Origin of the sequence: Micromonospora sp. NPDC047557 (assembly GCF_043205095.1) — a bacterium.
GTDB lineage: Bacteria > Actinomycetota > Actinomycetes > Mycobacteriales > Micromonosporaceae > Micromonospora.
The window spans coordinates 86,340-111,735 of sequence record NZ_JBIDDK010000009.1; the positions used below are offsets into that span (position 1 = coordinate 86,340).

The 25,396-nt window shown below is 74.0% G+C and carries 18 protein-coding genes; 10 read left to right on the plus strand and 8 right to left on the minus strand.

What is annotated here, in order from left to right; translation table 11 throughout:
* Positions 1–19: 19 nt before the first annotated feature.
* Positions 20–2,665, minus strand: a complete 2,646-nt coding sequence (locus tag ACGGAQ_RS21265) for an AAA family ATPase (protein WP_393051761.1) — start codon at positions 2,663–2,665, stop codon at positions 20–22.
* Between the two features lie 326 nt (positions 2,666–2,991).
* Here ACGGAQ_RS21265 and ACGGAQ_RS21270 point away from each other — a divergent pair, with 326 nt between their 5' ends.
* The 5 genes from ACGGAQ_RS21270 to ACGGAQ_RS21290 all read left to right on the plus strand — a co-directional run bounded on the left by ACGGAQ_RS21270 (position 2,992) and on the right by ACGGAQ_RS21290 (position 9,888).
* A complete protein-coding gene (locus ACGGAQ_RS21270) occupies positions 2,992–3,174 on the plus strand; it encodes a mersacidin/lichenicidin family type 2 lantibiotic (protein ID WP_234581741.1) in 183 nt (60 codons plus the stop codon).
* A gap of 85 nt (positions 3,175–3,259) precedes the next feature.
* The gene (locus ACGGAQ_RS21275; RefSeq protein WP_393051763.1) at positions 3,260–6,421 is read left to right on the plus strand and encodes a type 2 lanthipeptide synthetase LanM family protein; all 3,162 of its coding nucleotides are present in this window, start codon (positions 3,260–3,262) and stop codon (positions 6,419–6,421) included.
* Positions 6,409–8,634, plus strand: a complete 2,226-nt coding sequence (locus ACGGAQ_RS21280) for a peptidase domain-containing ABC transporter (RefSeq protein WP_393051765.1) — start codon at positions 6,409–6,411, stop codon at positions 8,632–8,634. The genes ACGGAQ_RS21275 and ACGGAQ_RS21280 overlap by 13 nt, the downstream gene beginning before the upstream one ends.
* Positions 8,616–9,239, plus strand: a complete 624-nt coding sequence (locus ACGGAQ_RS21285) for a flavoprotein (protein WP_393051767.1) — start codon at positions 8,616–8,618, stop codon at positions 9,237–9,239. Before ACGGAQ_RS21280 ends, ACGGAQ_RS21285 begins: the two co-directional genes overlap by 19 nt.
* The gene (locus tag ACGGAQ_RS21290; protein WP_393051768.1) at positions 9,232–9,888 is read left to right on the plus strand and encodes a DUF3105 domain-containing protein; all 657 of its coding nucleotides are present in this window, start codon (positions 9,232–9,234) and stop codon (positions 9,886–9,888) included. The genes ACGGAQ_RS21285 and ACGGAQ_RS21290 overlap by 8 nt, the downstream gene beginning before the upstream one ends.
* 307 nt (positions 9,889–10,195) lie before the next feature.
* Here the strand turns inward: ACGGAQ_RS21290 and ACGGAQ_RS21295 are convergent, their stop codons facing one another.
* A complete protein-coding gene (locus ACGGAQ_RS21295; protein ID WP_393051769.1) occupies positions 10,196–10,903 on the minus strand; it encodes an SDR family oxidoreductase in 708 nt (235 codons plus the stop codon).
* 112 nt (positions 10,904–11,015) lie between these two features.
* On the opposite strand from ACGGAQ_RS21295, the gene ACGGAQ_RS21300 reads away from it, so the two are divergent.
* Positions 11,016–11,393: a MerR family transcriptional regulator gene (locus ACGGAQ_RS21300; RefSeq protein ID WP_393051771.1), complete on the plus strand. Its 378-nt coding sequence runs from the start codon at positions 11,016–11,018 to the stop codon at positions 11,391–11,393.
* A 27-nt stretch (positions 11,394–11,420) separates the two neighbouring features.
* Here ACGGAQ_RS21300 and ACGGAQ_RS21305 read toward each other — a convergent pair whose 3' ends face one another.
* Entirely contained in the window at positions 11,421–12,557 is a 1,137-nt protein-coding gene (locus ACGGAQ_RS21305; protein WP_393051773.1) for an ROK family protein, read from the minus strand.
* Positions 12,558–12,598: 41 nt separating this feature from the next.
* On the opposite strand from ACGGAQ_RS21305, the gene ACGGAQ_RS21310 reads away from it, so the two are divergent.
* Positions 12,599–13,822, plus strand: coding sequence for an MFS transporter (locus ACGGAQ_RS21310; RefSeq protein ID WP_393051774.1), 1,224 nt, complete (start codon positions 12,599–12,601; stop codon positions 13,820–13,822).
* Positions 13,823–13,838: 16 nt separating this feature from the next.
* Here the strand turns inward: ACGGAQ_RS21310 and ACGGAQ_RS21315 are convergent, their stop codons facing one another.
* The gene (locus tag ACGGAQ_RS21315; RefSeq protein WP_393051776.1) at positions 13,839–15,203 is read right to left on the minus strand and encodes a serine hydrolase domain-containing protein; all 1,365 of its coding nucleotides are present in this window, start codon (positions 15,201–15,203) and stop codon (positions 13,839–13,841) included.
* 174 nt (positions 15,204–15,377) lie between these two features.
* Between ACGGAQ_RS21315 and ACGGAQ_RS21320 the strand changes: the two genes are divergently transcribed.
* A complete protein-coding gene (locus tag ACGGAQ_RS21320; protein WP_393051778.1) occupies positions 15,378–16,754 on the plus strand; it encodes an FAD-dependent oxidoreductase in 1,377 nt (458 codons plus the stop codon).
* 89 nt (positions 16,755–16,843) lie between these two features.
* On the opposite strand, the gene ACGGAQ_RS21325 is transcribed toward ACGGAQ_RS21320, so the two are convergent.
* Both ACGGAQ_RS21325 and ACGGAQ_RS21330 read right to left on the minus strand, forming a co-directional pair.
* Positions 16,844–17,314: a heme-degrading domain-containing protein gene (locus ACGGAQ_RS21325; protein ID WP_354862294.1), complete on the minus strand. Its 471-nt coding sequence runs from the start codon at positions 17,312–17,314 to the stop codon at positions 16,844–16,846.
* A 24-nt stretch (positions 17,315–17,338) separates the two neighbouring features.
* Complete coding sequence (locus tag ACGGAQ_RS21330) at positions 17,339–18,790, minus strand: SDR family NAD(P)-dependent oxidoreductase (protein ID WP_355136632.1); 1,452 nt, start codon at positions 18,788–18,790, stop codon at positions 17,339–17,341.
* A gap of 180 nt (positions 18,791–18,970) precedes the next feature.
* Between ACGGAQ_RS21330 and ACGGAQ_RS21335 the strand changes: the two genes are divergently transcribed.
* Positions 18,971–22,147: a BTAD domain-containing putative transcriptional regulator gene (locus ACGGAQ_RS21335; RefSeq protein ID WP_393051780.1), complete on the plus strand. Its 3,177-nt coding sequence runs from the start codon at positions 18,971–18,973 to the stop codon at positions 22,145–22,147.
* Between the two features lie 7 nt (positions 22,148–22,154).
* Here ACGGAQ_RS21335 and ACGGAQ_RS21340 read toward each other — a convergent pair whose 3' ends face one another.
* Together ACGGAQ_RS21340 and ACGGAQ_RS21345 are read right to left on the minus strand one after the other, a co-directional pair.
* Complete coding sequence (locus ACGGAQ_RS21340; RefSeq protein ID WP_393051782.1) at positions 22,155–22,982, minus strand: ABC transporter permease; 828 nt, start codon at positions 22,980–22,982, stop codon at positions 22,155–22,157.
* A complete protein-coding gene (locus tag ACGGAQ_RS21345; RefSeq protein WP_393051784.1) occupies positions 22,979–23,959 on the minus strand; it encodes an ATP-binding cassette domain-containing protein in 981 nt (326 codons plus the stop codon). The genes ACGGAQ_RS21340 and ACGGAQ_RS21345 overlap by 4 nt, the downstream gene beginning before the upstream one ends.
* A 283-nt stretch (positions 23,960–24,242) precedes the next feature.
* On the opposite strand from ACGGAQ_RS21345, the gene ACGGAQ_RS21350 reads away from it, so the two are divergent.
* Positions 24,243–25,184: a hypothetical protein gene (locus ACGGAQ_RS21350; protein WP_393051786.1), complete on the plus strand. Its 942-nt coding sequence runs from the start codon at positions 24,243–24,245 to the stop codon at positions 25,182–25,184.
* The last annotated feature ends 212 nt before the right edge of the window (positions 25,185–25,396 follow it).

Here is a 25,396-nt window from a genome sequence, read left to right on the forward strand (position 1 = left end):
GGATCGACGCCCGCGCGCCCTACCCCGCCCGCTGCGCCCCGATCGCCGTCGGGAGCCCGCTGCGGCCGCGGACGCCGAGCTTGACGTACGCCCGCTGAAGGTGGTTCTCCACCGTCCGCACCGACAACACCAATTTGGCCGCGATCGCGGCATTGTCGTGCCCGGCCGAGGCCAGTTCGCAGATCTGTCGCTCCCGGGGAGTGAGCCCGTCCCGGTCGGCGGGCCGAGGGCTCAACGGGGGCCAGTATCCGCCGCACCGTTCCCGCAGCAGGTCCGCGCGCCGGGCCAGCAGGTTGGCGCGGCGCTGGTCGCCTCGACGGTGGCACGCCCGCTCGGCGGCGACCACGGCCTCCAGCCCGAGCGTCAGGTAGCCGCTGGCCTCCAGGGCGCTGCCGACGCGTTCCAGCGCGGCCGGATCGTCGGCGGCGAGCGCGTGGGCGTAGTCGGACCACAGCGCGAACAGCGGACTGTCACAGTCGGCGGTGACCGTGCACAGCCGCTCGGCGGTCGCGGTGCCGGGCTCCAGGCGAGACAGCAGGTGCAGGCACTCGACCGTGACCGTCGTCGCCTGCCCGGCACGCCCCTGCAACTCCCGCAGCGTCGCGACGGCCGTCGCCGGGTGGCCCTGCGCGGCGGTCAGCCAAGCCTCGGTCAGCTCGGCGTCGATGGCCACCAGCCCGCCGCCGTGCGGGCCGTCGCTGTCGGTGCGATCGTCGAAGAGTTGCCGCAGCAACCTCCCGCTCTCCGCCAGCTCACCCAACTGCGCCGCCACGTACGCGTTCGCCGACAGCACGTAGTCGCGGATCGGGAACAGCGTACGGTCGGCGGTGAGGGTCCGCGCCTCGTGCAGCCACCGCATCGACCGCCGCATCTGCCCGGCGTGGTAGGCGCACTTGCCCAGTGAGAAGGCGAGCAGCCCGACCGCGTCCGCCGCGCCCCGCGTGACAGCGTCCCGGTAGTAGCGTTGGGCCAGCCGCTCGGCGTCGTGCAGGCGCCCGGACAGCAGCAGGGCCTGCACGTGGCAGGCCTGCGTCGCGGCGCGCATCGTCGGCCAGGTCTCCGGAATGTCGACCTCTCCGGTGTCGAACATCCGCACCGCCTGCCCCGGCTGCCCGTCGAACAGCAGCAGGTACGGCAGCAACGCCGCGACGGCCGTCGCCAGCAGCGGGTCCCGGGGCCGGTCGGCGGCCAGGCGTGCCATCAGGGCACGCGCGCCCCCCGCGTCGCCGCCGAACGCAGCGATCCCCACCTCCGCCGCGAGCAGCCCGGCGAGCGCGTCGGCGGGCAGGTCGTGACGGCCCGCGTCGATCACCTCGCGGGCGCGGTCGGGCCGTCGGTCACCCCAGTACATGTTCAGCGCCCGCAGCGCCGTCGCCTCGGCGCGGTCACGCGCGTCGTCGAGGTCGGCCGCGGCGCGGGCCAGGTGCCGGTCGGCCTCGTCGCCGCGCCCCTGGGCCACCAACGCCCGGCCCACCTGCCAGTCGCCCCGCGCCGAGTCGACCCGGCGGCCCAGCCGCTCGGCCAGCGCCGGGTCGTGGCGGCGCAGCGCGTACTCCGACGCTGCCAGCAGGTCGTCCGGATCGACCGGCAGATCGGCCTCGCAGCGCCAGGCCGCGATCCGTGCCCGGTCCTCGGTGCCGCCACCGTCGACGCCCGCCAGCGCCTCGGCCAGGGTCCGGCGCAGCCGGCGGGCCCGCAGCTCCCCGGTGCGGTTGCGGACCACTTCGGCGTACAGCGGATGGCCGGTCTGCACCAGCACGCCCGTGTCATGCCGGACCAGGCGGATCAGGCCGCGCTCCTCGAGCCGTTCCGCGACGGGCGGGTCGACGGTCCGCTCGATCAGCGCCAGCGGAGCCGGCTCGGCGTGCGCGACGTACCGCAACGCCTCGGCCTCCTCCGGAGTGAGCGTGCCGAGGGTCTGCTCGATGAGGTCGGACAGGTGCGTGGAGCACAGCGACTCGGCGGGCCACGTCCACATCCCGTCGCGCTGGACGAGGCCGCCGTCGCGCAATCCGCACCGGAGCGCCTCCCGCAAAAAGAGCGGGTTGCCCTGACTGATCCGCCACAGCGCGCCGATCGTCAGACCGTCGACCGGGCCGCCGAGCCCCTCACGGACCAGCACTGCGGTCTCGTCCGGGTCCAGGGGCGGCACGTGGACCCGGTCGACCGCGCGGAAGCGGTGCAGCGCCGCGACCGGCGCCGCGTGCAGGGCGTCACCCCGGACGCTCGCGACCACCCGCACGGTGCCGCCCGCGACGAGGCGTTCGAGGAGCGCCCCGGATGCGTCGTCCAGCCAGTTGAGGTCGTCCACCCCGACCACCACGCCCCGGCCCGCCGCGACCTCGCGCAGCCGGCGCTCGACGTCGCGAAAGACGTCGGCGACGCTCGCGTCCGACGGCTGGGGCAGCCGGCTGGCGAGCACGCCGAACGGCACGCCGCGCCAGCCCGGAGTGGCGGTGACCCGCAGCACGACATGCTGGCGCCGCAGCGCCTCAGCCAGCACCTCCTCCAGCAGCCGGCTCTTGCCCACCCCCGGATCGCCGGTGAGCAGGACCCCCCAACCCGCCGACGCGGTGAGCGCTTCGACCGCCCGGTCGCGCTCGCGCGCCCGGCCGACGAACGGCCATCCGGCGTCCCTGTCGACGAAACCCCCTGATGCAGCCACGGAACCCCTTCAAACCGGCCGGGTGCCCGCCCCGGGCCCGGTCGCCATCTCCGTCCTCGATCCGCTCGCTCTGCCGGACCGTGTGTGCGCGGCGGTCTGGGTGGCGCGGGCCCCACCCTCACACACCCCGCCCGGTGGCGCCGTCAGCTTCCAGACATGCCTGCACACCTGACGCCCCGACCCCGCGGTTCGGTTGTCGTCCGCGTGACACCACCGGCCCGGGATGAGGTAGCGGCTACTCATGTGCCGGTACCCCCGTGGCCCGCACGCTGGTTTCTGCCAGCGACCGCCGGACAGGCCGACGGTCGTCGCGAAAGGAGCCACGAATGTCCATCACCGACATCGTCAGCAGCTGGAAGGACGAGTACCGCCGCGCCGCCTCGCCCGAGGCCGTCGAGACCCACCCGGCCGGTCTGGTCGAGCTGGACCGCGACCAGTTGGAGACCGTGGCCGGCGGCGCCGCCGCGACCACCGGCCACACCACGGCCTGCTGCCACTGCGTCTGCTGATTTTCCGAACCCTCGGGTCCGCACGGGGTCCGGGCCTGGCCCGGACCCCGTCGTTCCGCCCACCCCACCGCCACGGGAGCCCCGCATGTCCGAACACCCGCACCGCGCCGCCGACGACCCGAGGGTCCGCGTCGAGCAGCGCCTCCTGGCCGCGCTGAGCATCGCCGAACGGCTGGCCGCGCCCGTGCCGACGGCCCCGCTGCCCGGCGAGCGGTCGCGGTGGCGGCTGTCGCGGTGGCGCACCGCCGGCGCGTTCACCGACGACGAGGACTGGCGCAGCCGGCTGGCGGCCGAGGGCATCGACGAGCAGGTGCTTCTCGCTCTGCTCGACGAGACGCCCGAGCTGCTCGCCGCACGTCTTGACGGGACGCCAGCATGGATCGACGAACTGCTGGCCTGCTATGCGCGAGCGGCGGACGGGGAGATCGACCCCGAACTGCTGCCCGGCCGCCCGCTCGACGCCTGCCTCGTCCTGGTGGCGCCCCTGGTCGCACAGGCCCGCGCCCGGGTGGCACGTCAGGCTCGTCACCTCGCCGACGGCGCGGTGCCGCTGCCTGCCGACGCGGACCGGCTGGGACTGACCGGCCTGCTCGACGAACTGGTCGTACTCCTCAGCCGGGCCGTCGTCCTGGAACTCAACATCGACCGGCTGCGCGGCACGTCGTCCGGGGCGACGCCGCAGGAGCGCTTCGTGGCGTTCTTCGGCCGGTACCGCGCCCCCGAGGCGGCCCTGGACCTGCTGGCCGACTACCCGGTCCTGGCCCGGCAGGCGTACGAGCTGACCCGCGCCTGGGCCGAGCGCACCGTCGAGTTCCTGCACCGGCTCCGCGCCGACGCGCCGAGTCTCGCGGCGACCTTCCACTCCGGGGCTCCGCTCGGTCGCCTGGTCGAGGTCCAGGAGACCGGCGACCCCCACCGCGACGGCCGCCGGGTGCTGGTGGCGACGTTCGACAGTGGGCTGCGGCTGGTCTACAAGCCCCGCCCGGTTGCCGTCGAGGCCCGGTTCCAGCACCTGCTGGCCTGGCTCAACGACCGCGGCGCCGACCTGCACACCTTCACCGTGTTGCCGCGCGGCGCGTACGGCTGGGCCTCGTACGTCGACACGCGCGGGCCTGCCACGATGGCCGGACAGCGCCGCTACGCCCACCGGTTCGGCGCCCTGCTGGCCCTGTTGCAGGCCATCGGCGCCACCGACTGCCACCAGGAGAACGTGGTCGCCCACGGTGAGCATCCGGTCCTGATCGACCTGGAGACCGTGTTCACCCCGGCGGTCCTCCGGTCCACGAGCGCCCGGGGCGGGGACGCGATCGCCGACTCGGTGCTCGCGGTCGGCCTGCTGCCTCGCGCCGACGAGGCCGCCGGACCGGTCGGCGACGGCTGCAACTGCTCGGCGTGGCAGGACGAGGGGACCGACGAGATGCGGCTGTGCGCTCCCGGTCACCACCACGACGAGCAGGACCGGCAGGACCCCGCCACCGCCGGCGCGGCGACCGACGTCGCCGCGCACCTGCCGCGGGTGGTGCAGGGGTTCGAGTCGATGACGCACCTCCTCGCCGCCGTCCGAGACGACCTGCTGGCCCCGCACGGGCCGCTCACCGCGTTCGCCGCCGACGAGATCCGCGTCGTGCTCCGCCCCACCCGCACGTACCTGCGGCTGCGCGATGCGGCGCTGCACACCGACGCGCTGCAGGACGGCCTCGACACCGAGCGGCTGTACGACTGGCTCTGGTCGGGGGTGGCGGACCTGCCGCTGCTGGCGTCCACCGTCGCGTCAGAGCGCGCCGACCTGGCACGCCGCGACGTGCCGATGTTCACCACCCGGGTGGACTCGCGTGACCTCTGGAGCAGCCGGGGCCAACGACTGCCGGGCCTGCTGGCCCGGTCCGGACTCGACGAGGCGCGTCGCCGGCTGGCCCGGCTCGGGCCGGCCGACCTGGCCCGGCAGCGCTGGCTGATCGAGGCCGCCTTCGCCGCCCGCGTGGACGGCACCGACGCGCCCCACGCGCGGGTGCGCTGGCGGCTGGCGGATCTGCCACCGGCGTCGACGCCCGCTCCGGCGGCGTACCTGGCCGCCGCGGCCGAGGTGGCGGACGTGGTGGCCGGTCTCGCCTGCCCCGGTGCCGAGCCGACCTGGTTCGGCCTCACGCCCTCGGCCGCCGACCCGGGCCGGTGGGCGCCGACGCCGCTCGGCCCGCACCTCTACGACGGCATCGCGGGCGTGGCGCTCTTTCTGGCCCACGCCGGCCGACTCACCGGTGAACGGCGATTCACCGACCTCGCCGGCCGGGCGGCTGCCGGGCTGGCGGCCCGCGTCCTCGACCGGCGGATTCCCGGCGACCGGATCGGCGCGTTCACCGGCTGGTCGGGCCTGCTCTACACCTTCGGGCACCTCGGGGCGCTGTGGCGGACCGACAGGTTCGCGCCGGTGGTCGACGTGGCGTTGGCGCGGATCGTCGGGCTGGCCGCCGGCGAGCAGGCCCTCGACCTGGTCGACGGGTACGCCGGCGCCGTCCTCGCCGTCTCCGGCGCCGGTCTGGACCCCGAGCGGGTCGAGCCCGCCCTGCGCGCGGCCGCCGGACGACTTCACGCCGCCGCCGAGCGCTACCCGCACCCGGCCCGCGGGGCCGCCGGCGACCTCCTCGGCGGGCTGTCGCACGGCTCCGCCGGAATCGCCGCCGCGCTGGCCCGCGCCGGGCAGGTGACCGGCGACCCCGCCTACACCGACGCGTCGGCCCGCGTGCTGGCGTACGACCGCGGCCTGTTTCGCCCCGAGCTGGCGAACTGGGCTGACCTGCGCCGGCCGGGGCAGAGCACGGTGACCTGGTGCCACGGCGCCCCCGGGGTGGGGCTGTCGCGGCTGCTGCTGCGCGACGCCCTCGGCCCGGACGAGGCGCTGGACGCGGAGATCGGCACTGCCGTGCGGACGACGCTCGCCACCGGCTTCGGTCGTAACCACTCGCTGTGCCACGGCGACCTCGGCAACCTGGACCTGCTGCTGACGGCCGCGCCCCAGCAGGCGGCGGCGCCCGCGGCGGCGGTGCTGCGCGACGGCCTCAGCGGTGGCTGGCGCTGCGCCAACCCGACAGCGCTCGCCACGCCGGAGCTGATGACCGGCCTGTCGGGGATCGGGCTCGCCCTGCTGCGGCTCGCCGCACCCGAACGGGTGCCGTCGGTCCTCCTGCTGGCGCCACCGGCGGACGCGCGCACCGGCGCGCTCGGCGTTCGGAGGCGACAGTGGGCCGCCTGACCAGCATCCCGGCGTGGCGGCGCCGGCAGCGGGTGCCGCTGGTGATGCAGATGACCGACACCGACTGCGGCGCCGCGTGTCTGGCCATGGTCGCCCGCCGGCACGGCGTACGCGCCTCGCTGGCGCGGGTGCGCGACGGGCTCGACGTCGGCCGCGACGGCGTCACCGCGCGGGCGCTGCTGACCGCGTCCTCCCGGTTCGGGTTGCGGGGCCGCGCGTTCCGCGCCGACGCCGCCCAGGTCGGGGAGCTGCCCCTGCCGGCCGTCGCCCACTGGGAGGACGCCCACTTCGTCGTGGTGGAACACGTCGGCGTGCGGGGCGTCCGGCTCGTCGACCCGGCGCTCGGGCGTCGGCTGCTCAGCGCCGCCGAGTTCGCCGCCGGCTTCAGCGGCACGGTGCTGACCTTCACCCCCGACCCGGCGGCCGTGCCCGAGCCAGCGGTCTCCCGGCCCGGTCCGGTGGCCCGCTGGCGGCGCGCGCACCCGCTGCTGCGGCCCTTCCTGCCACGCCTGGGCGCGGCGTTCGGCGTCTCCCTGGTGCTCCAGACCCTGGGACTGGCCCTGCCCCTGGCCACCACTGTCGCCTTCGACCAGATCATGCCGGCCCGGGAGACCAGCCTCATGCCGTACCTGGCGTTGGGCATCGCGGCGCTGGTGCTCACCCAGTTCGGCGTGGCCTACCTGCGCTCCCGGCTCCTGGTCACGCTCCAGGCCAGGGTGGACGCCGCGCTGATGACCCGGCTGTTCGGGCACCTGCTGCGGCTGCCGTACGCGTTCTTCCAGCAGCGGGCCAGCGGTGACTTGATGCAGCGGCTGTCCAGCAGCATCCTGCTGCGCGAACTGGTCACCACCCAGGTCCTGACGGCGGTCATCGACGGTGTCCTGGTGATCGCGTACTTCGGGGTGCTGGTGGCCAGGGACCTCACCTTCGCCGGGCTCGCCGCCGCGATCGGTGTCGTCCAGGTGGCGGCCGTCGCGCTGGTCAACGGTCGACTGCTGCGGCTGAGCCAGCGGCACCTCACCGTGCAGGCCGACGCGGAGAGCGCGTTGATGGAGGCGCTGTCGGGCATCGCGACGGTCAAGTCGATGGGCGCCGAGCGGCAGGTGTACGACGGTTGGCTGCGCCGCTACACCACCGCGCTGGACGCCGACATCGCCCAGAACCGGCTCTCGGCCACGGTCGCCAACATCACCGCGAGCGTCCAACTCGCCGGGCCGCTGGCGCTGCTGTGGCTCGGCACCGGTCGGCTCTTCGAGGGCGCCGGCCTCGGTGCGACCCTGGGCCTGCAGGCGTTGGCGCTGTCCGCGCTCACCCCGTTGGCCTCGCTGGTGAGCAGCGCGCAGGTGCTCCAGTCGGTGGTGTCGCACCTGCAACGCCTGCGGGACGTCTTCGCCGCCCAGCCGGAGCCCGCCGGGGACCCCGACCTGCCCGCGCCCCGCCTCACCGGCCGGATCAGCGTCCGCGACCTGAGCTTCCGCTACGACGGTGGCGCGGCGCCGGTGCTGCGGGAGATCTCCTTCGACGTCGCACCGGGGGAGAAGGTCGCCGTGGTGGGGCCGTCGGGCAGCGGCAAGAGCACCCTGGCCATGCTGCTGACCGGCCTCTACCGGCCCACCGGCGGGGAGATCCTGTTCGACGGGGTGCCCCTGTCGCGCATCGACCCGACCGCGCTGCGCCGCCAGTTCGGGGTGGTGTTGCAGGAGAGCTACCTGTTCCGCGACTCCATCCGGCGCAACATCAGCCTGGTGCATCCGGGTGTCGGCATGCCGGCGATCCGGGCGGCCGCCGAGGCCGCCGCGATCGACGAGGACATCGCGGCGATGCCGATGGGCTACGACACGCAGGTCGCCGAGCGGGGCCAGGCGCTCTCCGGTGGGCAGCGGCAGCGGCTGTCCATCGCGCGGGCCCTGGCGGGGCAGCCTGCCGTGCTCCTGCTCGACGAGGCGACCAGCCACCTCGACGTGGCCACCGAGCGGCGCGTCGACGAGGCGATCTCGGCGATGCGCTGCACCCGGATCGTGGTGGCCCACCGGCTGAGCACCGTCCGTAACGCCGACCAGATTCTCGTCGTCGCCGGTGGCCGGCTCGTGGAGCGCGGCCGGCACGACGAGCTGCTGCGTGCCGGGGGCGTGTACGCCGACCTGGTCCGCTGCCAGTTGACCGACGACGAACCCGCCCACGCAGGAGGCGACGCATGGATACCCGTACCGTGACCGAGGCGCCGCAGCGCCCGGTCGTCTCCACCGACGACCCGGGGCCGTTCCCGGCGCGACGGATCCTCGTCGCCGCCTGCGGATCCGCGGACGTGCTGACGCTGCCTCAGTCGATCATGGTGATGCGCCACGCGTTGGGACTCGACGTGCGGGTCGTGCTCACTCCCGCCGCCGCCCGCTTCGTCCCGGCCGCCTCGTTCGCCCTCCTGACCGGACGCCCGGCGCTGACCGACGAGGAGGCGACGACCGACGTCGCGCACCTGACCCTGACCGCGTGGGCCGATCTGGTGCTCGTCATGCCCGCCACCGCCAACACCCTGGCCAAGGCGGCCCTGGGAATCGCCGACACCCTGGTCGCCACCTGCGTGCTGGCCGCCGCCGCTCCCGTCGTGCTGGTGCCGTCGATGAACGCCGCGATGTGGCAGCGCCCCGCCGTGCAGCGCAATGTGGCGCGGTTGCGCGCCGACGGGTACGGCGTGGTGCCGCCCGTTCCCGTGCTCGCGCTGAGCACCGGCACCCTCGCCGGCCGGGGGATGCCACCGGTGGAGGCGGTGCTGGAGTGGACCGCCGCCCACCTGCGGACGCAGGGAGCGGGCCGTGGTTGAGGCACGCTCCGGGTACGGGCCGAGAATCGCCGCGGCGGCCACCGCGCTCGGCGCCGTCCTGCTCGTGGTGGCGGCCACCCCGTTCCTGCGCGCGTACGCCGACCCGGCCACCCACCGACCGGCCTCCGCGATCGGGGTCGACGCCGACCGGGCCGGCTGCGATCCGGAGCTGACCGACCGGATCAGTGGCGCCGGCCTCCACGTCGGCCCGGGAACCGCCGAGCCGTACGTTACCCGCGTCCGGTACGACCTGGTCCCACCGTCGTCCGGGCCGCACTTCGTGGTGCCCGCCCCGACCGTGCGCCGGTTCTATGTCACCCGTGACCGCCCGCCGATCGAGACGCTGGTCCACAACCTGGAACACGGCTACACCGTGCTGTGGTACGTCGAACCGCTCGCCCCCGACCAGATCGAGGCACTGCGGGCGTTGGCCCGGACGTTCGGCGACGACCGCTACGGCGGCAGGTTCGTGGTCGCGCCGTGGGACCTCGACTACGGGGCGTTCCCGGCCGGCCGGCCGCTGGCCCTGTCGCACTGGGGAGCGCAGGCCGGGTACCGGCAGTTCTGTGCCACGGTCAGCGGCGCGGCCGTGCAGCGGTTCGTCCTGGCGCACCCGCCGAGCGACGCTCCCGAGCCGACCGGCATGTGACGCCGCCGACCGCCCACCTGCCCTAGACGAGTATTCCTAACCCTGGCTGGGGCGGTGGGCGCAGCCAGCGGCCGACGGTGACCGTGGGTCACTTCCGTGGGGGCGGATGCGGTCGTAAGCGGTATACCTCAGAGTCATATTCATACCTCTGCGGTATACCGCTCAACAGCACATCGACACGGCGGGCAGCCAAAGCGGATGGCCAGCGTGCAGGAGGCCACCGCGGCGGGCGACGCCCGGCTCCGACCGCTTCGCGCGACGGCGGCCGGTCACCTCGCCGGTGGCCGGCCGCCGCCGTCGTGGCGCGTCAGCCGGCTGCGGCCGCGCCGTAGAACGCGCTCGGATCGCCGGCGAGGGAGGCCTTGACGTGGGCGCTCCACTCGTCGGCGAGGACCTCGATCCGGCCGGCCTCGATGCCGTCGAGGGCGGCGCGGACGACGTCGGCGGGGTCCATCTTGTCGCCGTCGTAGTCGGCCATCATGTCGGTGTCGGCGGCGCCCAGGTGCAAGCCGGTCACCAGCGTGCCCTGCGCGGCCAGTTCGAGCCGGACGCCGTTGGTCAGGCTCCACTCGGCCGCCTTGGCGGCGCCGTAGGCGTTCGCCCCGTCGTAGGAGAACCACGACAGCGCCGACAGGACGTTGAGGATGGCGCCCCCACCGTTGGCGCCCAGGATCGGGGCGAACGCGCGCACCATGTCGAGGGTGCCGTAGAAGTGCGTGTCCATCTCGGATCGGATCGTGCTCAGGTCGCCGGTGACGAGGTTGGTCCCGGTGGTGATCCCGGCGTTGTTGACGAGCAGGGTCACGTCGGAGGCGACCGCTGCGGCGTCCCGCACCGCCTGCGGGTCGGTGATGTCCAGTCGGAGCCTCTCGACGCCGGGGATGTCGATCCGTTCGGGGTCGCGGGCCGTGGCGTACACCTTCGCCGCGCCGCGTTCGAGGAGTTGTCGGGTGAAGTGCCGGCCGATGCCACGGTTGGCGCCGGTGACCAGCGCAATCGAGCCTGAGATCCGCATGATGCCCTCCGCTGGGGTTGGACGGGGATTCGTACGCGACCTACGCTAAAACCTGACGTGGACGTGAGGGACAAGGTTGTGTGGCGGCTGTCACCGCCGTGGGGGAGGGGTCGTGCGGATCGGAGAATTGGCCGCCAGCACGGGTGTGTCGGTGCGCGCTCTGCGCTACTACGAGGAGCAGTCGCTGCTGATCCCCGAACGCAGCGGTGGCGGTCAGCGCCACTACGACGAGAAGGCGCTCGACCGGGTCCAGCTCATCCAGACGCTGTACGCCGCGGGTCTGTCCAGCAGGACGATCCTGGATCTGCTGCCCTGCGTCGACGCGAAGGTCAACACCCCGCAGTCCCGTGCCCTGCTGAACGGCGAACGCGACCGCCTCACCCGACAGATCGACCAACTCGTCCAGGTCAGGGACCGACTCGACGCGGTGATCAGCTCCAGCGAGAGCCCGGCCAGCGGCTGCGCCTACGCGGACGCCGCCCCGCGGTGATCGCCCCCGTGCTCCCCTGGGGGCCGCTCAGCGCGCCCCGACGACGGACTGTCGCACGATCGTGGGCGGGGCGCCGGGAGCGAGGTCGGGGATGCCGTAGCGCTGATCGAGCACCTGCATCGCGGCGCCGGCGGCGATGACGTCCGCGCCCAGACCGGACAGGGTCACCGTCGGCGTCAGCCAGTCCGCGCGCGGCACGTCCGTGCGGACGGCCCGCTCGACCGCGGCGCGGTAGACCTGGGCGTGGCGCAGCAGATCCGCGCCGGCCAGCACCACGTGGGCGAGGTCCAGGGTCTGCAGCAGGTTGACGACGCCGACGGCGAGGACGCGGGCCGCGCGGGGGACGTCTCCCGCCTCGACGGCGCGCAGGTGCACGACCTCCAGGCAGCCGTGGCGTCCGCAGACGCAGCGGGGCCCGTCCAGGTCGACCACGGTGTGCCCGAACTCCCCGGCGTTGGTGTGCGCGCCCCGGTGGGCGGCGCCGCCCAGCCAGAAGCCACCGCCGATACCGGACTCGACCATGATGAGCGCCGCGTCGCCGAACGTGGCGCCGTGCCGCCAGGCCTCGGCGGTGATCCCGGCGGTCACGTCCTTGTCGAGGTGCACCGGCAGGCCCAGGTGCGCCTCGGCCAGCTCACGCAGCGGTACGTCGTGCCAGTGCCGCAGGCCGTGCGCGTCGCGGACCAGCCCGTGCGCGTGGTCGAGCGGGCCGATCATGCCGAGGCCCACGCCGGTCAGTCGGCTCCGCAGCGCGGTGCCGGCGGTGATCGCGTCGATGCCGACCCGTAGGGCGTCGAGGAGCTGCTCGGGGGTGAAGTCGCCGGGCAGAGGGCTGACCGTCGAGTGGCGCACGGTGCCGGCCAGGTCGACCAGGACCAGTCGCAGTGTGCGGCGGGCGACGTGCGCGCCGATCGCGTACCGGCTGTCGGGGACCAGCTCGTAGACGACCGCCGGCTTGCCGATGCCCAGGCGGCGGACGCCTGCGGAACGGATCAGCCCGTCGGCGGTCAGACGGGCGATGACCTTGGAAACCGCCTGCGGCGTCAGGCCGGTGGCGTCGACGACCGTCGACCGCTCGAACGTCCGCACCGTACGCGCCACGGCCAGGACGAGCGCCTGGTTGTATCCGCGCAGGAACGTCACGTCGGCTGTGGTGCGCGTCATCTCGCCAGCCTATTACGCAACGCTGTTGCTAAATTCGCTCGGTGAACGGACTGAGCAGAGGTCAGCGCCTGGCGGCGTTGGCGGCCCTGGCCCTGGGCGGCGTCGCGGTCGGCCTGACGGAGTTCGTGGCGATGGGTCTGCTGCCCGAGATGGCACGCGGCCTGCTCCCGCAGGAGTACGCCCGATCGTCGTCGAACGCGGTCGCCCAGGCCGGTTGGATGATCACCGCGTACGCGCTGGGCGTGGTCGTGGGCGCTCCGCTGATCGCCGCCCTCAGCGCGCGCCTGCCGCGCCGCAAGCTCGTCCTGGGGCTGCTCGTCCTGTTCGCCGTCGGCACGATCGCGTCCGCCACGGCCCCGACGTTCGAGCTGGTGCTGGTGGCGCGGTTCGTCGCCGCGCTGCCGCACGGCGCGTACTTCGGCGCGGCCGGCCTGCTCGCGGCGACCCTGATGGGCCCCGGCAACGAGGCCCGGGGCTTCGCCACCGTGCTCGGTGGGCTGACCGTCAGCAACGTGGTGGGCGTACCGCTGATCACCCGGCTCGGGCAGGCGGTCGGCTGGCGTGCGGCGTACCTGGTGATCGCCGGGGTCTTCCTGCTCACGCTGCTGGCGGTGCTGGCGGTCGTCCCGGAGGTCGCCGCGGCGGCGGACGGCTCGCCGGCCGCCGAACTGCGCTCCCTGCGGACCCCGCAGGTCTGGCTGGTCGCGGCCACCGGGGCGATCGGCTTCGCCGGCTTCTTCGCTGTCGACTCCTACATCGCGCCGGTCACCACCGACGTCGCCGGCCTCTCCGCCGCGACCGTGCCGTGGGCGCTGGTCGCGGTGGGTCTCGGCATGACCGTCGGCAACGCCCTGGGCGGCTGGCTCGCCGACCGGGACCTCCGCCGCAGCATGATGATCGGCTTCGTCGCCATGATCGTCAGCATCGGTGTGTTCAGCCTCGTCGCGTCGAACCGCGTGGGCCTGTTCGTGGGCGCGTTCCTGGTCGGCGCGACGAGCCTCTACCTCGGTCCGGTACTGCAGGCACGCCTGATCACTGTCGCCCCCGGCGCCCAACTGATGGGCGCGGCGCTCAACCAGTCGGCCATGAACATCGCCAACAGCCTGGGCGCGGCCCTGGGCAGCGTCGCCATCGCCGCCGGGCTCGGCTACCTCGCGCCGGCCCGGGTGGGCCTGGTCCTGGCCGTCGTCGGGCTGGGCCTGGGAATCGTCAGCTTCACCGCCGGGCGTCGCCGCGACCGGCAACCGGCCGCCCTCGCGGGCTGACGGCCCGCTCGGCGGCTCAGGTGACCGCTGCGGCGAGGAGGTCGCCGACAGCGGCGCGGACAGGATCGGGATTCGCCCAGGACCAGTTGGGGTGCGCCCGGTTGGTGAGCAGGGCGAGCACGAGCCTGCGGTCCGGGTCGACCAGGAACGAGGGGCCGGCGAAGCCGGTGTGGCCGAAGGTGCGCGCGGACGCGAGCCGGCCCATGAACCAGGGCTGGTTGAGCACCACGCCGAGACCGTGGGCGGCCGTGCGGTGGGGGCGTTCGGGGTCGACGGCCGGCTTGCCCGCGTTGTGGTTGCTGAGCATCGTGCGCACGGTGTCGGCGGCGAGGACCCGTCTGCCCTGGTAGGTGCCGCCATTGAGGAGCAGTTGGCCGATGGCGGCGAGGTCGGCGGCGCTGGCGAAGACCCCCGCGTGGCCGGCGACGCCGCCGAGGTGGTTGGCGACGTCGTCGTGCACGGTGCCGCGCAGCAGACCGCGGGACGAGCGGGCGTCGGTCGCCACCATCCGGGTTGCCCGCGCGGTGCCGGACAGCCAGGTGGTCGGGTTGAAGCCGGTGTCGCGCAGGCCGAGCGGACCGGTGAGGTTGGCCTTGAGCGCCTTGTCGAGTCGGCTTCCGGTGACCTTCTCGACGACCTTGCCGGCGACCATGAGCCCTACGCTGGAATAGCGGAACGTCTTCCCGGGCACCGCCGACGACACCAGCGGGGTGGCGAGCACGGCGTTCCAGCGTGCGGTGTTGTCGGGCAGTCCGGTGACCGTGGCGCCCACCGGGAGACCGCTGGTGTGGGTGAGCAGCATCTCGACGGTGACAGCGTCCTTGCCGGCGCCGGTGAAGCCGGGCAGGTAGTCGCGGACCGGCGCGCCCAGGTCGACGCGACCCTTCTCGACCTGCTGCAGCAGCAGGATCGCGGTGTAGACCTTGGTGACCGAGGCGAGGTCGAAGACGGAGTCGGGGCGCATCGCGACGCGTTGGCTCGCCGCGAGGAGTTTCGGGCCGGCCGCGTAGCGCAGCGCCTCCCCGACGGCGGTGTGCACAGTTGTCCGTCCGTCGACCAGCACGACGGCGACCGCACCGGGAAAGCCGTGATGCCGGACGGTCTGCGGCGAGGCGGGGAGGTGACGCCGCAGCAGGGCCGTCAGCTGCGGGGCGTACCGGGCCTGATTGGCCGCCGTGGCCCCGCCGCCGGGCGACGGGGAGGCGCTCGGCGTACCCGTCGGGGTGTTCCCGGCCGCGCCGAAGCCCACCCTGTTTCCCGCGGCGTCGGTGGCGGTCACCGCGTCGGCCGGCCCGGTGCCGTCGCTGTCACCGCAGCCGGTGAGGGCGCCGGTCGCGGCCGCCAGGCCAGCTCCGAGCAGGGTACGACGTGCGACAGGCATGCCGGTGATGGTGACAGTACGGACGCGCGGCGCGCCAGCCTCGCTCAGACGAACGCCGACCCCGTCCAGCGACATGGTTGGTATCCGACACCCGGGCGGACGTGTCGGGGCGACGGTCGACGGTCGACGCTGTGCAACGATCGGGGCCACACCTCGTACCCCTTGGAGAGCACGATGTCCCTCTCCCCGGTTCGGGTCTTCGCCGCGTTGAACGCCGTGCGACCCCCCGACCAACCAACCCCGCGCCTGGGTAAGGCGGTGGTGGTCGGCGGCAGTGTCGCCGGGCTCCTGGCCGCCCGGGTCCTGTCCGACCACGCGGAGAGCGTGGTCCTCCTCGACCGGGACGACCCGCAGGTGAGCGGCGCCCGGCCCGGCGTGCCACAGGGGACGCAACTGCACGCACTGCTGCCCGGCGGCCTGCTCCAGCTCGAGCAGCTGTTCCCCGGGTTCCGGCAGCAGGCGCTGGCCCACGGGGCGGTCGAGGCGCCGCCCGCCGCCCGACGCAGCTACCTCGACGGCCGACGGAAGGTGGTCGTACCCGACGACGACGACAGCCTGGCCGGTAGCCGGCCCCTCCTGGAAGGGCTGATCCGTCAGCAGGTGCTCCGACTGCCCAACGTCAAGACGGTCACCGCCCGTGCCACGGGTCTCGTGTTCGACGACGACGCGGTCACCGGCGTCCGGTACGAGGTCGATCAGGTGCCTGGCGTCGAGGACGCCGACCTGGTGGTGGACGCCATGGGGCGGTCCAGCCGGCTCTCGGACTGGCTGGTGCAGGCCGGCTGGGAGCGGCCCACCACCCGTCGGATGGCCGTGCACCTCAACTACGCGACAGCCCTGTTCCGCCGCCCCGAGCAGTCTCCGGAGGCGACAGTCGTCCTGGCCCTGCACACTCCGCGGACCATGACGGACATCGCCGGCGCCGCCTTCTTCGCCATCGAGGACGGCCGGTGGATGGCCATGATGGCCGGCTACGGGAAGGACCGGCCGGGCCGCACCGCCGAGGACTTCGTCCGACGGCTGCGGGAGCAGTTCCCGCCGGAGTTCGGCGAGGTCGCCGAGCAGGAGATGCTCGGCGACGTCCAGACCTACCACCACGCCGACAGCCGCCGGCGGGACTTCCACACGCTGCGGCGGTTCCCGGCGCGACTCGTCAGCGTCGGTGACGCCGTCGCGTCGTTCAACCCGGTGTACGGGCAGGGGATGACGGCGGCGGCCCTGCACGCGGCCTGCCTGTCGGCGTACCTGCAATCCGAGGAGGACCTGAGCGAGCCCGCCCGCCACTTCCTCGCCCTGCAGAAGGTCGTGGTCGACGCCGCCTGGTCGACCTCGACCTCCGCGGACCTGGCGCTGCCGCACGTCGACGGGCCCTACCCGCGCGGCTATCGGGTCTCCAGCTGGGTCAGCCGGCAGATCCTCACGGCGACCGTCACGGACGTGGCGATCGCCCGCCGGTTCAACGAGGTCGTGTCCCTGCGGGAGCACCCGCTGTCGCTGGCCACACCCGGCGTGATCCTGGGCGCCCTCCGCGCGAACCGCCGCGCGGGCTGACGGCCGTGCGGACGCGCCGAGCGCCCGCCGACGCCGCCCGCCGACGCCGATGTGCGGCGGGCGGGCGGCGCCCGGCGGTTGCGGGAGGGCTAGCGCGCGTTGCCGCGCAGGATGTCGACGACGAAGCGGTGGTCGTCCAGCTGCGGAAGGCCGGAGACGCCCATCCAGCCCACGACGCCGGTGCCACGAACTCGCAGAGGCACGGCGCCTCCGGCCGCGGCGTAGCGTGCGGCCGGTAGGCCGAACTTCTCGGTGAGCGTCGTCTGCTTGTCCTGGCAGAGCCGGGCCATGTAGAGCGACGAGTGCTCGAACCGCATCACCACGCGCCCCTTGCGGCGCAGCCACCCGTCGTTGTCCGCCGTCGAACCGGGCAGGCCACAGTGGAACAACTGCCGTCCGGTCCGCCACACGCCCACGGAGATCGGGAGCCCCCGCTGGGCGGCGGCGGTGACGGCCCGCACGCCCAGCTCGTACGCGTCGGTCTCGGTCAGCCCCGCGAGCTCCAGCTCGTTCTCCTCGCGCTGGAGTTCGTCCAGCGTCGGCCACTGGTCAGATGACATGTGTTTCTCCTCGTCGAGCGTCGTTCACCAGGCGCAGGGCGCGTAGTCCTTCAGAAAGCAGCCGTACAGGTCCTCGCCCTGCTCGCCGCGGACGATCGGGTCGTACACCCGGGCCGCGCCGTCGACGAGGTCCAGCGGGGCGTGGAACCCCTCGTCGGCCAGCCGCATCTTGGTCGGATGCGGCCGCTCGTCCGTGATCCAACCCGTGTCGACGCTGGTCATCAGGATGCCGTCGGTCAGCATCTCCTGGGCGCTGGTGCGGGTCAGCATGTTCAACGCGGCCTTGGCCATGTTGGTGTGCGGGTGCCCCGGGCCCTTGTAGCCGCGACCGAACTGACCCTCCATCGCCGAGACGTTCACCACGTACTTGCGGCGGGCCGGCGCGGCGGCCATCGCCGGACGTAGCCGGCTGACCAGCACGAACGGCGCGGTGACGTTACACAACTGCACTTCCAGCAGCTCGACCGGGTCGACCTCCTGGACCCGCTGGACCCAGCTGTTCACCGAGTCGAGATCCGGCACCAGGCCGCCGGCGTCGATGGCGGTGGACGCCGCGATCCGCTCGGGCGACGCGGAGCCGCTCGTCAACGCCAACGCGGTGAGCGCGTGCGGGGTGAGCGCGGTCGACTCCGGCCCGGCCGTGAGACCGCCGGCCGGGCCGCCCGGCTTGGCGAACGTGATCAGCTCCGGCAGGGGGCCGTCCGGCAGGGCCGCGGCCTCCGCTGCGACGAGCTGGGCGTACGCCCCGGGCGAGCGGCGGACGGTCTGCGCCGCGTTGTTGATCAGGATGTCGAGGGGGCCCTGGCTGCTGACCGAGTCGGCGAGGGCGATCACCTGTGCGGGGTCGCGCAGGTCGATCCCGACGATCCGCAGGCGGTGCAGCCAGTCCCCGCTGTCGGGCATCGCGGCGAAGCGGCGGACCGCGTCGTGCGGGAACCGCGTGGTCACCGTCGTGTGCGCGCCGTCGCGCAGCAGCCGCAGCGCGATGTACATGCCGATCTTGGCCCGGCCGCCGGTGAGCAGCGCGCGCCGGCCGGTCAGGTCGGTACGGGCGTCCCGGCGCTCCCGGTTCAGGGCCGCGCAGGACGGGCAGAGCTGGTGGTAGAAGGCGTCCACCTCGCGGTAGCGCTGCTTGCAGATGTAGCAGCCGCGCGGGTTGTGCAGGAATCCCGCAGTCGTGCCGGTGGTGGGGGAGGCGAGGGGGATGCCCTGGGTCTCGTCGTCGATCCGGCCGGGGGCGCCGGTGGCCGTGGCCTCCGTCACCGCCCGGTCGGCCGCGAGGATGGCGTCGCGCCGCTCCTCGCGTCGCCGCTGCTTGATCACCTTGTAGAGCTTCGCGGTGGCCCGCTGCACCCGCACCACGTCCGGGTGGTCGGACGGAAGGGCCTCCAACGCCTCGAAGACGCTGAGACAGGTCTCCAGCCGGTCCCGGTCAATGCCGTCCTGACCGTTTTGGGCAATCTTGTCCACTGTCATGCGTCGCTGTCTCGTCCCGTTTCCTGTGCCGGATTCGCCGGTCCACCCCAAGTCCGACCCGAAACTGTACGCACCACGCCGTCCTGGACGCATCCCGCGCCGCGCTGCACACCCGGGAAGACCTTCGCGCCGTCCGGCACCCTGCTCGGTGCGGTGGTTGGCGTGGGGGATGCTGGTTCCGTGCAGATCACGATCCTCGGCCCCCTCGCCGTCGACGGCCGGCCGGTCCGGGGCGAGCGGTTGGCGGCGGTGCTCCGCGCACTCGTCGACGCGCGTGGCCGGGCGGTCTCCACCAGTCTGCTCGTGGACGCGGTGTGGGACGGGGCGCCGCCCGACGACGCGACCGGCGCGGTGCAGGCGCTCGTGTCCCGCGTACGCCGTCTCGGGCTGCCCGTGGTGGCGGTGCCGGGCGGATACCGCCTGCCCGCCGACGAGGTCACCGTCGATGCGGTCGAGGCGCGGGCGCTCCTCGAGCACGGGCGTGCCGCCCTGCGGGCCGGCGACGCGCGGGCGGCCCGCGACTCGGCCGACCGGGCCCGTGCCCTGTTCCCCGAGGTGCCGGAGATCGTCACCACCGAGGACACCCGCCTGTTCGCCGACGTCGCCGCGCTGCGCGCCGAGGCGGCGCTCGCCGGTGCGGGGCCGTACGACGAGGCGGACCTGCGCCGGCTCGCTGCCCGGACGCCCCCGGATGAGCCGTCCGCCGCCCTGCTCGTGCGGGTGCTCGCCGCGCAGGGGCGGGAGGCGGAGGCGTTGGAGGTGGTCGAGCGCCTCCGTGACGACCTGGCCGAGCGCTACGGCACCGACCCGTCGCCCGTGATCACCCAGGTCCATCTGGCGCTGCTGCGCGGCGAGCTCACCGCGCCGGCCGTCGTCGCGCCGCCCCGCCCGCCGGCGCGGATCGCCCTGCCCGCCGCGTGGCGCCGGCCGATGACCGCCCTCGTCGGCCGCGAGCGCGACGTCGAGGCCCTGGACGCGGCGCTGGACGAGTCGGCCCTCGTGACGATCGTGGCGGCCGGCGGCGCCGGCAAGACCCGCCTCGCGGCCGAGGTCACGCGGCGCACGGCGGCGGCCGGGCAGGCGGTACGCGTGGTCGAGCTGGCCGGGCTGCGCTCGCCCGACGAGGTGCTGCCCACGGTGCTCGCGGCGCTCGGTGGCGCGGACACCTCGACGACCGGCGGCAACCTGGGCCTCGAACGGCGGGTGCTCAGCCCCGAGGAGCGGTTGCGGGCGCTGGCGCCGGACCTCGACGGGCTGGTCGTCCTGGACAACTGCGAGCATGTCCTCGACGCGGTGGCGGGCGTCGTCGCCGACCTGCTCGCGGTGACCTCCCCGGAGGTCGCCGTGCTCGCGACCAGTCGTGCGCCGCTGGGCCTGGCCGGCGAGTGGGTGCACCGACTGACCGCCCTGCCGGACTCCGACGCGCTCGGGCTGATCGAGTCCCGGGCGCGGGCCGGCGGCGCGGTGCCGACCTGGGACACCGCGCGGGCTCTCGCGCTGTGCAACCGGCTCGACAACCTGCCGCTGGCCCTCGAACTGGCCGCCGCGCGACTGCGGCACATGCCGATCGACGACGTGCTCGCCGGACTGACCGACCGGTTCGCGCTGCTCGACGACGCGCTGCGGGGCCTGCCGGAACGGCACGCGAGCCTGTGGGCGATGGTCGACTGGAGCCGGGAACTGCTCGCCCCCGACGACCGTGCGCTGCTGGAGCGGATCGCGGTCATCCCCGCGCCGTTCACCGCGGACCTCGCCGCCGCGGTCGCGCAGTCCCCGGACGTGCGGCGGGGTCTGGCGAGGCTTGTCGAACAGTCCCTGCTGACCCTGGTCGAGGGGGACGGACCACCCCGCTACCGGATGCTGGAAACCGTCCGCGAGTACGGCGAGGCCCGCCTGGACGCCGTCGGTGACCGGGGCGTGGCGATGGCCGGTCTGGTCGGCTGGGCCAGGGACGAGGCCGTCGGGCTCGCCGGTCGCCTCGTGGGCCCCGGCCAGGTCGAGGCGCTCGACCGTTGCGCCGCCGAGCAGGACAACCTGGTCGCGGGCCTGCGGTGGGCGCTGGAGCAGGACGACGAGCCCGCCGTCGTCGATGTCGCCACCGCGCTGCTGCATCTCTGGACCGTGCGCGGCCTGCACCTGGAGGTCCTCGCCTGGGGGCGCGGGCTGCTCAACGTCGACGAGCCGCAGCGGCGTCGACGCTCGGCGATCCTGCGGGGCCGGGCCAGCGGCCGGCCCCTGCCGCACGGAGACCGACTCGCCTGGACATGCGTGTTGATCAGCGTGAACAGCGGCATCAGCGCCGACCTGCGGCCCGCCGTGCTCGCTCGGCGCGCGCTGCGGACGCTGCTCGCGGAACGACCCGCCGAGGTGTCGTCGCGGCTGAGGGCATTCGCGGTGGCGTTGCCCGGCTTCGACGAGTCCGACCTGGAGCGGAGCCTGAAGAGCGCCAACGAGATGATCGCGCACCCGGACCCGTACGTGCAGGCGCTCGGCCTGATCGCGCGCGCGGCGGTACGGGAGAACAGCGGTCTGCCGGAGGCGTCGATCGACGACGCCGAGCAGGCGTACCACCGCTTCGAGGTCGCGGGCGACCACTGGGGCATGGCGATGGCCGCGGGTGCCGTCGGGCAGTTCCTGCTCCCCGGGAGCGAGGGGCGGTCGGCCGAGTGGCTGGCGCGCAGCGTCCGGCACATGGAGATGATCGGCGCCCAGCAGGACGCACGGTCGATCCGGGTGCGGCTGGACGTGCAGCTCGCCCTGACCGGCGACGCGGACGCGGAGCGGCGACTCGGTGAGACGGCGACGCCGGGCCAGGCCGAGCAGATGGACGTCGCGCAGGCGCTTCTCGGCCTGGCGCACCTCGCCTGGCAGCGCGAGCGCTACGACGAGGCGCTCGCCCACGCCGACGCGGTGAACCGTACTCTCGCCGGCTGGACCGGACCGCCACCGCAGCCGCGCGTGATGGTGCGGGCCTCGGTGGCGGTCCTGTACCTGCGGGTGGCCGACGCGCGGGGGGCGTCGGGCACCGCCGCCGCCCAGGCGGCCACGTTGCTGGCGCTCGCCCGCGACGACGCGCTGAATTCGAAGGACCTCCCGGTGATCGGGGCGTGGGCGTCGGGCGGCGCGGAACTCGCCGCGTACCGGGACGACATCGCCACCACCCGCGAACTGTCCGCGCTCGCGAAGCGGCTCGGGACGCACATGGAGCTGTTCTTCCCGAGCGGGCGCAGCGAACGACTCGACGCCGCCCTCGGTGACGAGGAGCAGCGTGAGTCGTTGGTGTCCGCCTGGCGCGCCCGGCCGGTGGCCGCGGCCGTCACCCGGATCCGTGAGCTGATGGAGGACCTGCTCGTCTAGCCCGGGCTCAGACCTTCTTGCGGTACGCGCGCAGCGCCAGCGGCATGAACACCGCCACGAAGCCGGCGCACCAGGCGAGCGTCCACCACACGTGCGCGTCGAGCGGAGTGCCGAGGAACAGCCCGCGTACCGAGGCCACCAGGTGGGTCATCGGGTTGACGTTCACGAAGGCCTGCATCCAGCCGGGCAGGGTGTCGGTGCCGACGAACACGTTCGACCCGAAGCTCAGCGGCATGATCAGCGCGAACATCAGGCCCTGCACGGCTCCGGGAGTGCGCACCTTCATCGACACGTAGACCGGCAGCCAGCTCAGGCAGAGCGCGAACAGCACCGCGAGCAGGCACCCGGCGATCGCCCGGAACGGGTCGGTGTCGATCCGGAAACCCATCAGGTAACCGATCGCGAGGGTCGAGACCGTGACGATCACATACCGGACGACGTCGCCCAGGACCGCGCCGACCAGCGGAGCGGAGCGAGGGATCGGCAGCGACCGGAACCGGTCGAAGATGCCCTTGGCGATGTCGGTGTTGAGGTTGACGCCGATCGCGATGGACCCGGTGGCGATCGTCTGCGCCAGGATTCCGGGCAGCAGGAACTGCAGGTAGTCGTGGGTGGATCCGGCGACCGCGCCACCGAAGATGTAGACGAAGATGATGAGGAACAGCACCGGTTGCAGGGTGACGTCGATCAGTGCCTCGGGCGTCCGCCAGGTCTTGATGAGACTGCGTTTGGCGAGGGCCAACGAGTGCCGCACGAGCCGGAACGGTCGCGGGTTCACCGCGGCCGTCGACAGCGCGGGGCTCGCGGTGGGTGGTGCGCCGACCAGGGTGCTCATGCCGCTACCTCCGTACGGGAAGTGGTGTCGTCCTCGGATGTCGTACGCCCGGTGAGGGTGAAGAACACCTCGTCGAGACTCGGCAGGTGCAGGGAGAGTTCGGTGACGGCGATGCCGGCGGCGGCGAAGCGCGCCACGCTCTCGGTCAGGGCGGTGTCGTCGGTGACCGGCACCGCGAGCACGCCCTTGCGGATCTCGTCGGCCTGCCCGCCCGAGCCGACCTCGGTCAGGATCGCCGCGGTCCGGGGAAGCTGCGCCGGGTCCGCGGGCCGGACTTCGAGGGTCTGTCCGCCGACGACCCGCTTGAGCCCCTCGGGCGTGTCGTGCGCGATGACCCGGCCGTGGTCGATCACCGTGATCGCGTCGGCCAGCGCGTCGGCCTCCTCCAGGTACTGGGTGGTGAGCAGCACCGTCGAGCCGTTGGCCACCAGCGAACGGACCACGTCCCACATGTCCTCGCGCTTGGCCGGGTCCAGCCCGGTCGTCGGCTCGTCCAGGAAGATCACGTCCGGCGAGCCGACGAGGCTGGCGGCCAGGTCCAGCCGCCGCCGCATGCCTCCGGAGTAGGTCTTGGCCGGTCGGCCGGCGGCGTCGGTCAGGTCGAACCAGTCGAGCAGTTCCGCGGCCCGTCGCCGAGCGCCGCCGCGACCCAACTCCAGCAGCGTCCCGAACAGCTCCAGGTTCTGCCGCCCGGTCAGGTCCTCGTCGACCGAGGCGTACTGGCCGGTGAGGCCGATGCTCTGCCGGACCCGCTCGGCGTCGCGGACGACGTCGAAGCCGCCGATCCGGGCGCTGCCGGCGTCCGGGGTGAGCAGCGTGGAGAGGATGCGCACGGCGGTGGTCTTGCCAGCGCCGTTGGGGCCGAGCACGCCGAGCACGGTCCCCCGGGGTACGGCGAGGTCCACGCCCTGTAGCGCCCTCGTCTTCCCGAATGTCTTGACGAGGCCCTCGGCCTCGATCACCAGGTCGGTTGTCATGTCCCAGAGCGTGCGCCGGTCGCCTGACACCGCGCCGACACCGCACCGACACCCCCGCCGACACCCGCCGACACCGGGGGCCGGGGCTGTGGAGGGCGACCGACGGCCCCGGGTCGCGATATGCTCGCGACGGCAGAGCGCCTGCCCGCGCCCGATGTGGTGGCCCACGCCCGACCACATGCTCGGGGCCAAGAGTCGCCGACTCCGCGCGGTCGTGTCGATTCTCGGCGTGCCGGTCACGCCGCCCGCTCCGTGGAGCGCGTGGGGCTGCACCGGAGGCGTCATGTCTGATCTCCCGTCCCGCCGTACCCCGGTTCCGGGCCGTGCCCGCAGGCGCGCCATCCGGGAGCAGGCGGCCCGCAGCGGCGTCGCCTATTCGGTGGCTGCCCGGCAGCTCGAATCGGTCGGTCTGGCACCCGGCGAGACCCTCGCCACGTACGGCCGGACGATCTATCCGATCGGCGTCGACCCGTACCGTCAACTCCTCGTCGACCGCCGCGAACGGCGCTCGTTCGACGAGCGGCGGGCGGACACGCGCCGGGCGGCTGCCCTGCCGGAGGGCCGCGCCGCGCACCTCGTCGACCGTTTCCCGCCCAGCCGGGGCCCGGCCGGCACGGGGGTCGGCGGGCTCTACCACGGCGAGGGTCGGCAGGAGTTGCTCGCCATGCTGTACCTCGTGGTCGCGGCCGAGTCGCCGGGGCTGCTGCCCGAGGTGGGGGACGTCGCCTGGATCGCGGAGCTGGGCGAGGACACGGCGGTCGACACGGCCTGCGCCGACGCCGACCGCGAGGCCCGTCGGCTGCTCGATCGGGAGCCGGCGCGGCTGTGGTCGGCGATCGAGGAGGCGCTCGTCGCCGCCGAGGCCGGCGTCGACTGGCAGCTCCGCCAGGGCGCGATCCGCCAGGGCGCGCTGCTGCGCACGATGATGACACCGCGGCTGGGGTACGCGGGCGAGCCGTACGTGCCGGGACTGCCGATCACCGGCGTACGGCAGATCCTCGACGCGCTGCTGATCGTGGCCGACGACGGGCACGCTCCGGGCACCCGGGTGCGCCGTGTCGCGGGGGCGGACGACGCTCAGCTGGCCACGATAGTCGGTGCGCGGTGGGGTTCGGCCGGGCCGCCGGTGGGCTACCTCGTCTGGCCTGACCGCGCGACGACGCCCGTGTCCGTCCCGGCCGAGGGCCTGGTCGTGCTGGCCGGTCAGGAGTCCGTCGGGCGGTGAGCCGGCCAGCGTCGGGTCCACGGTCCGGAATCCGGGGTTGGTCGCCTCGCCGGCCGCTGCCATACTGACGGTGGCGCCCGTCGATGTTGGTTGGGCCCGGGGGAAGCCCTCCGCAGAGCGCGGACGGTGGGGGTCGAAACCCGGAGGCCGCGATGGACCTTGTCCCCGACGCTGACGCCCTCTCCAGCCTGGTCGACCTGCTCGGCGCCGTG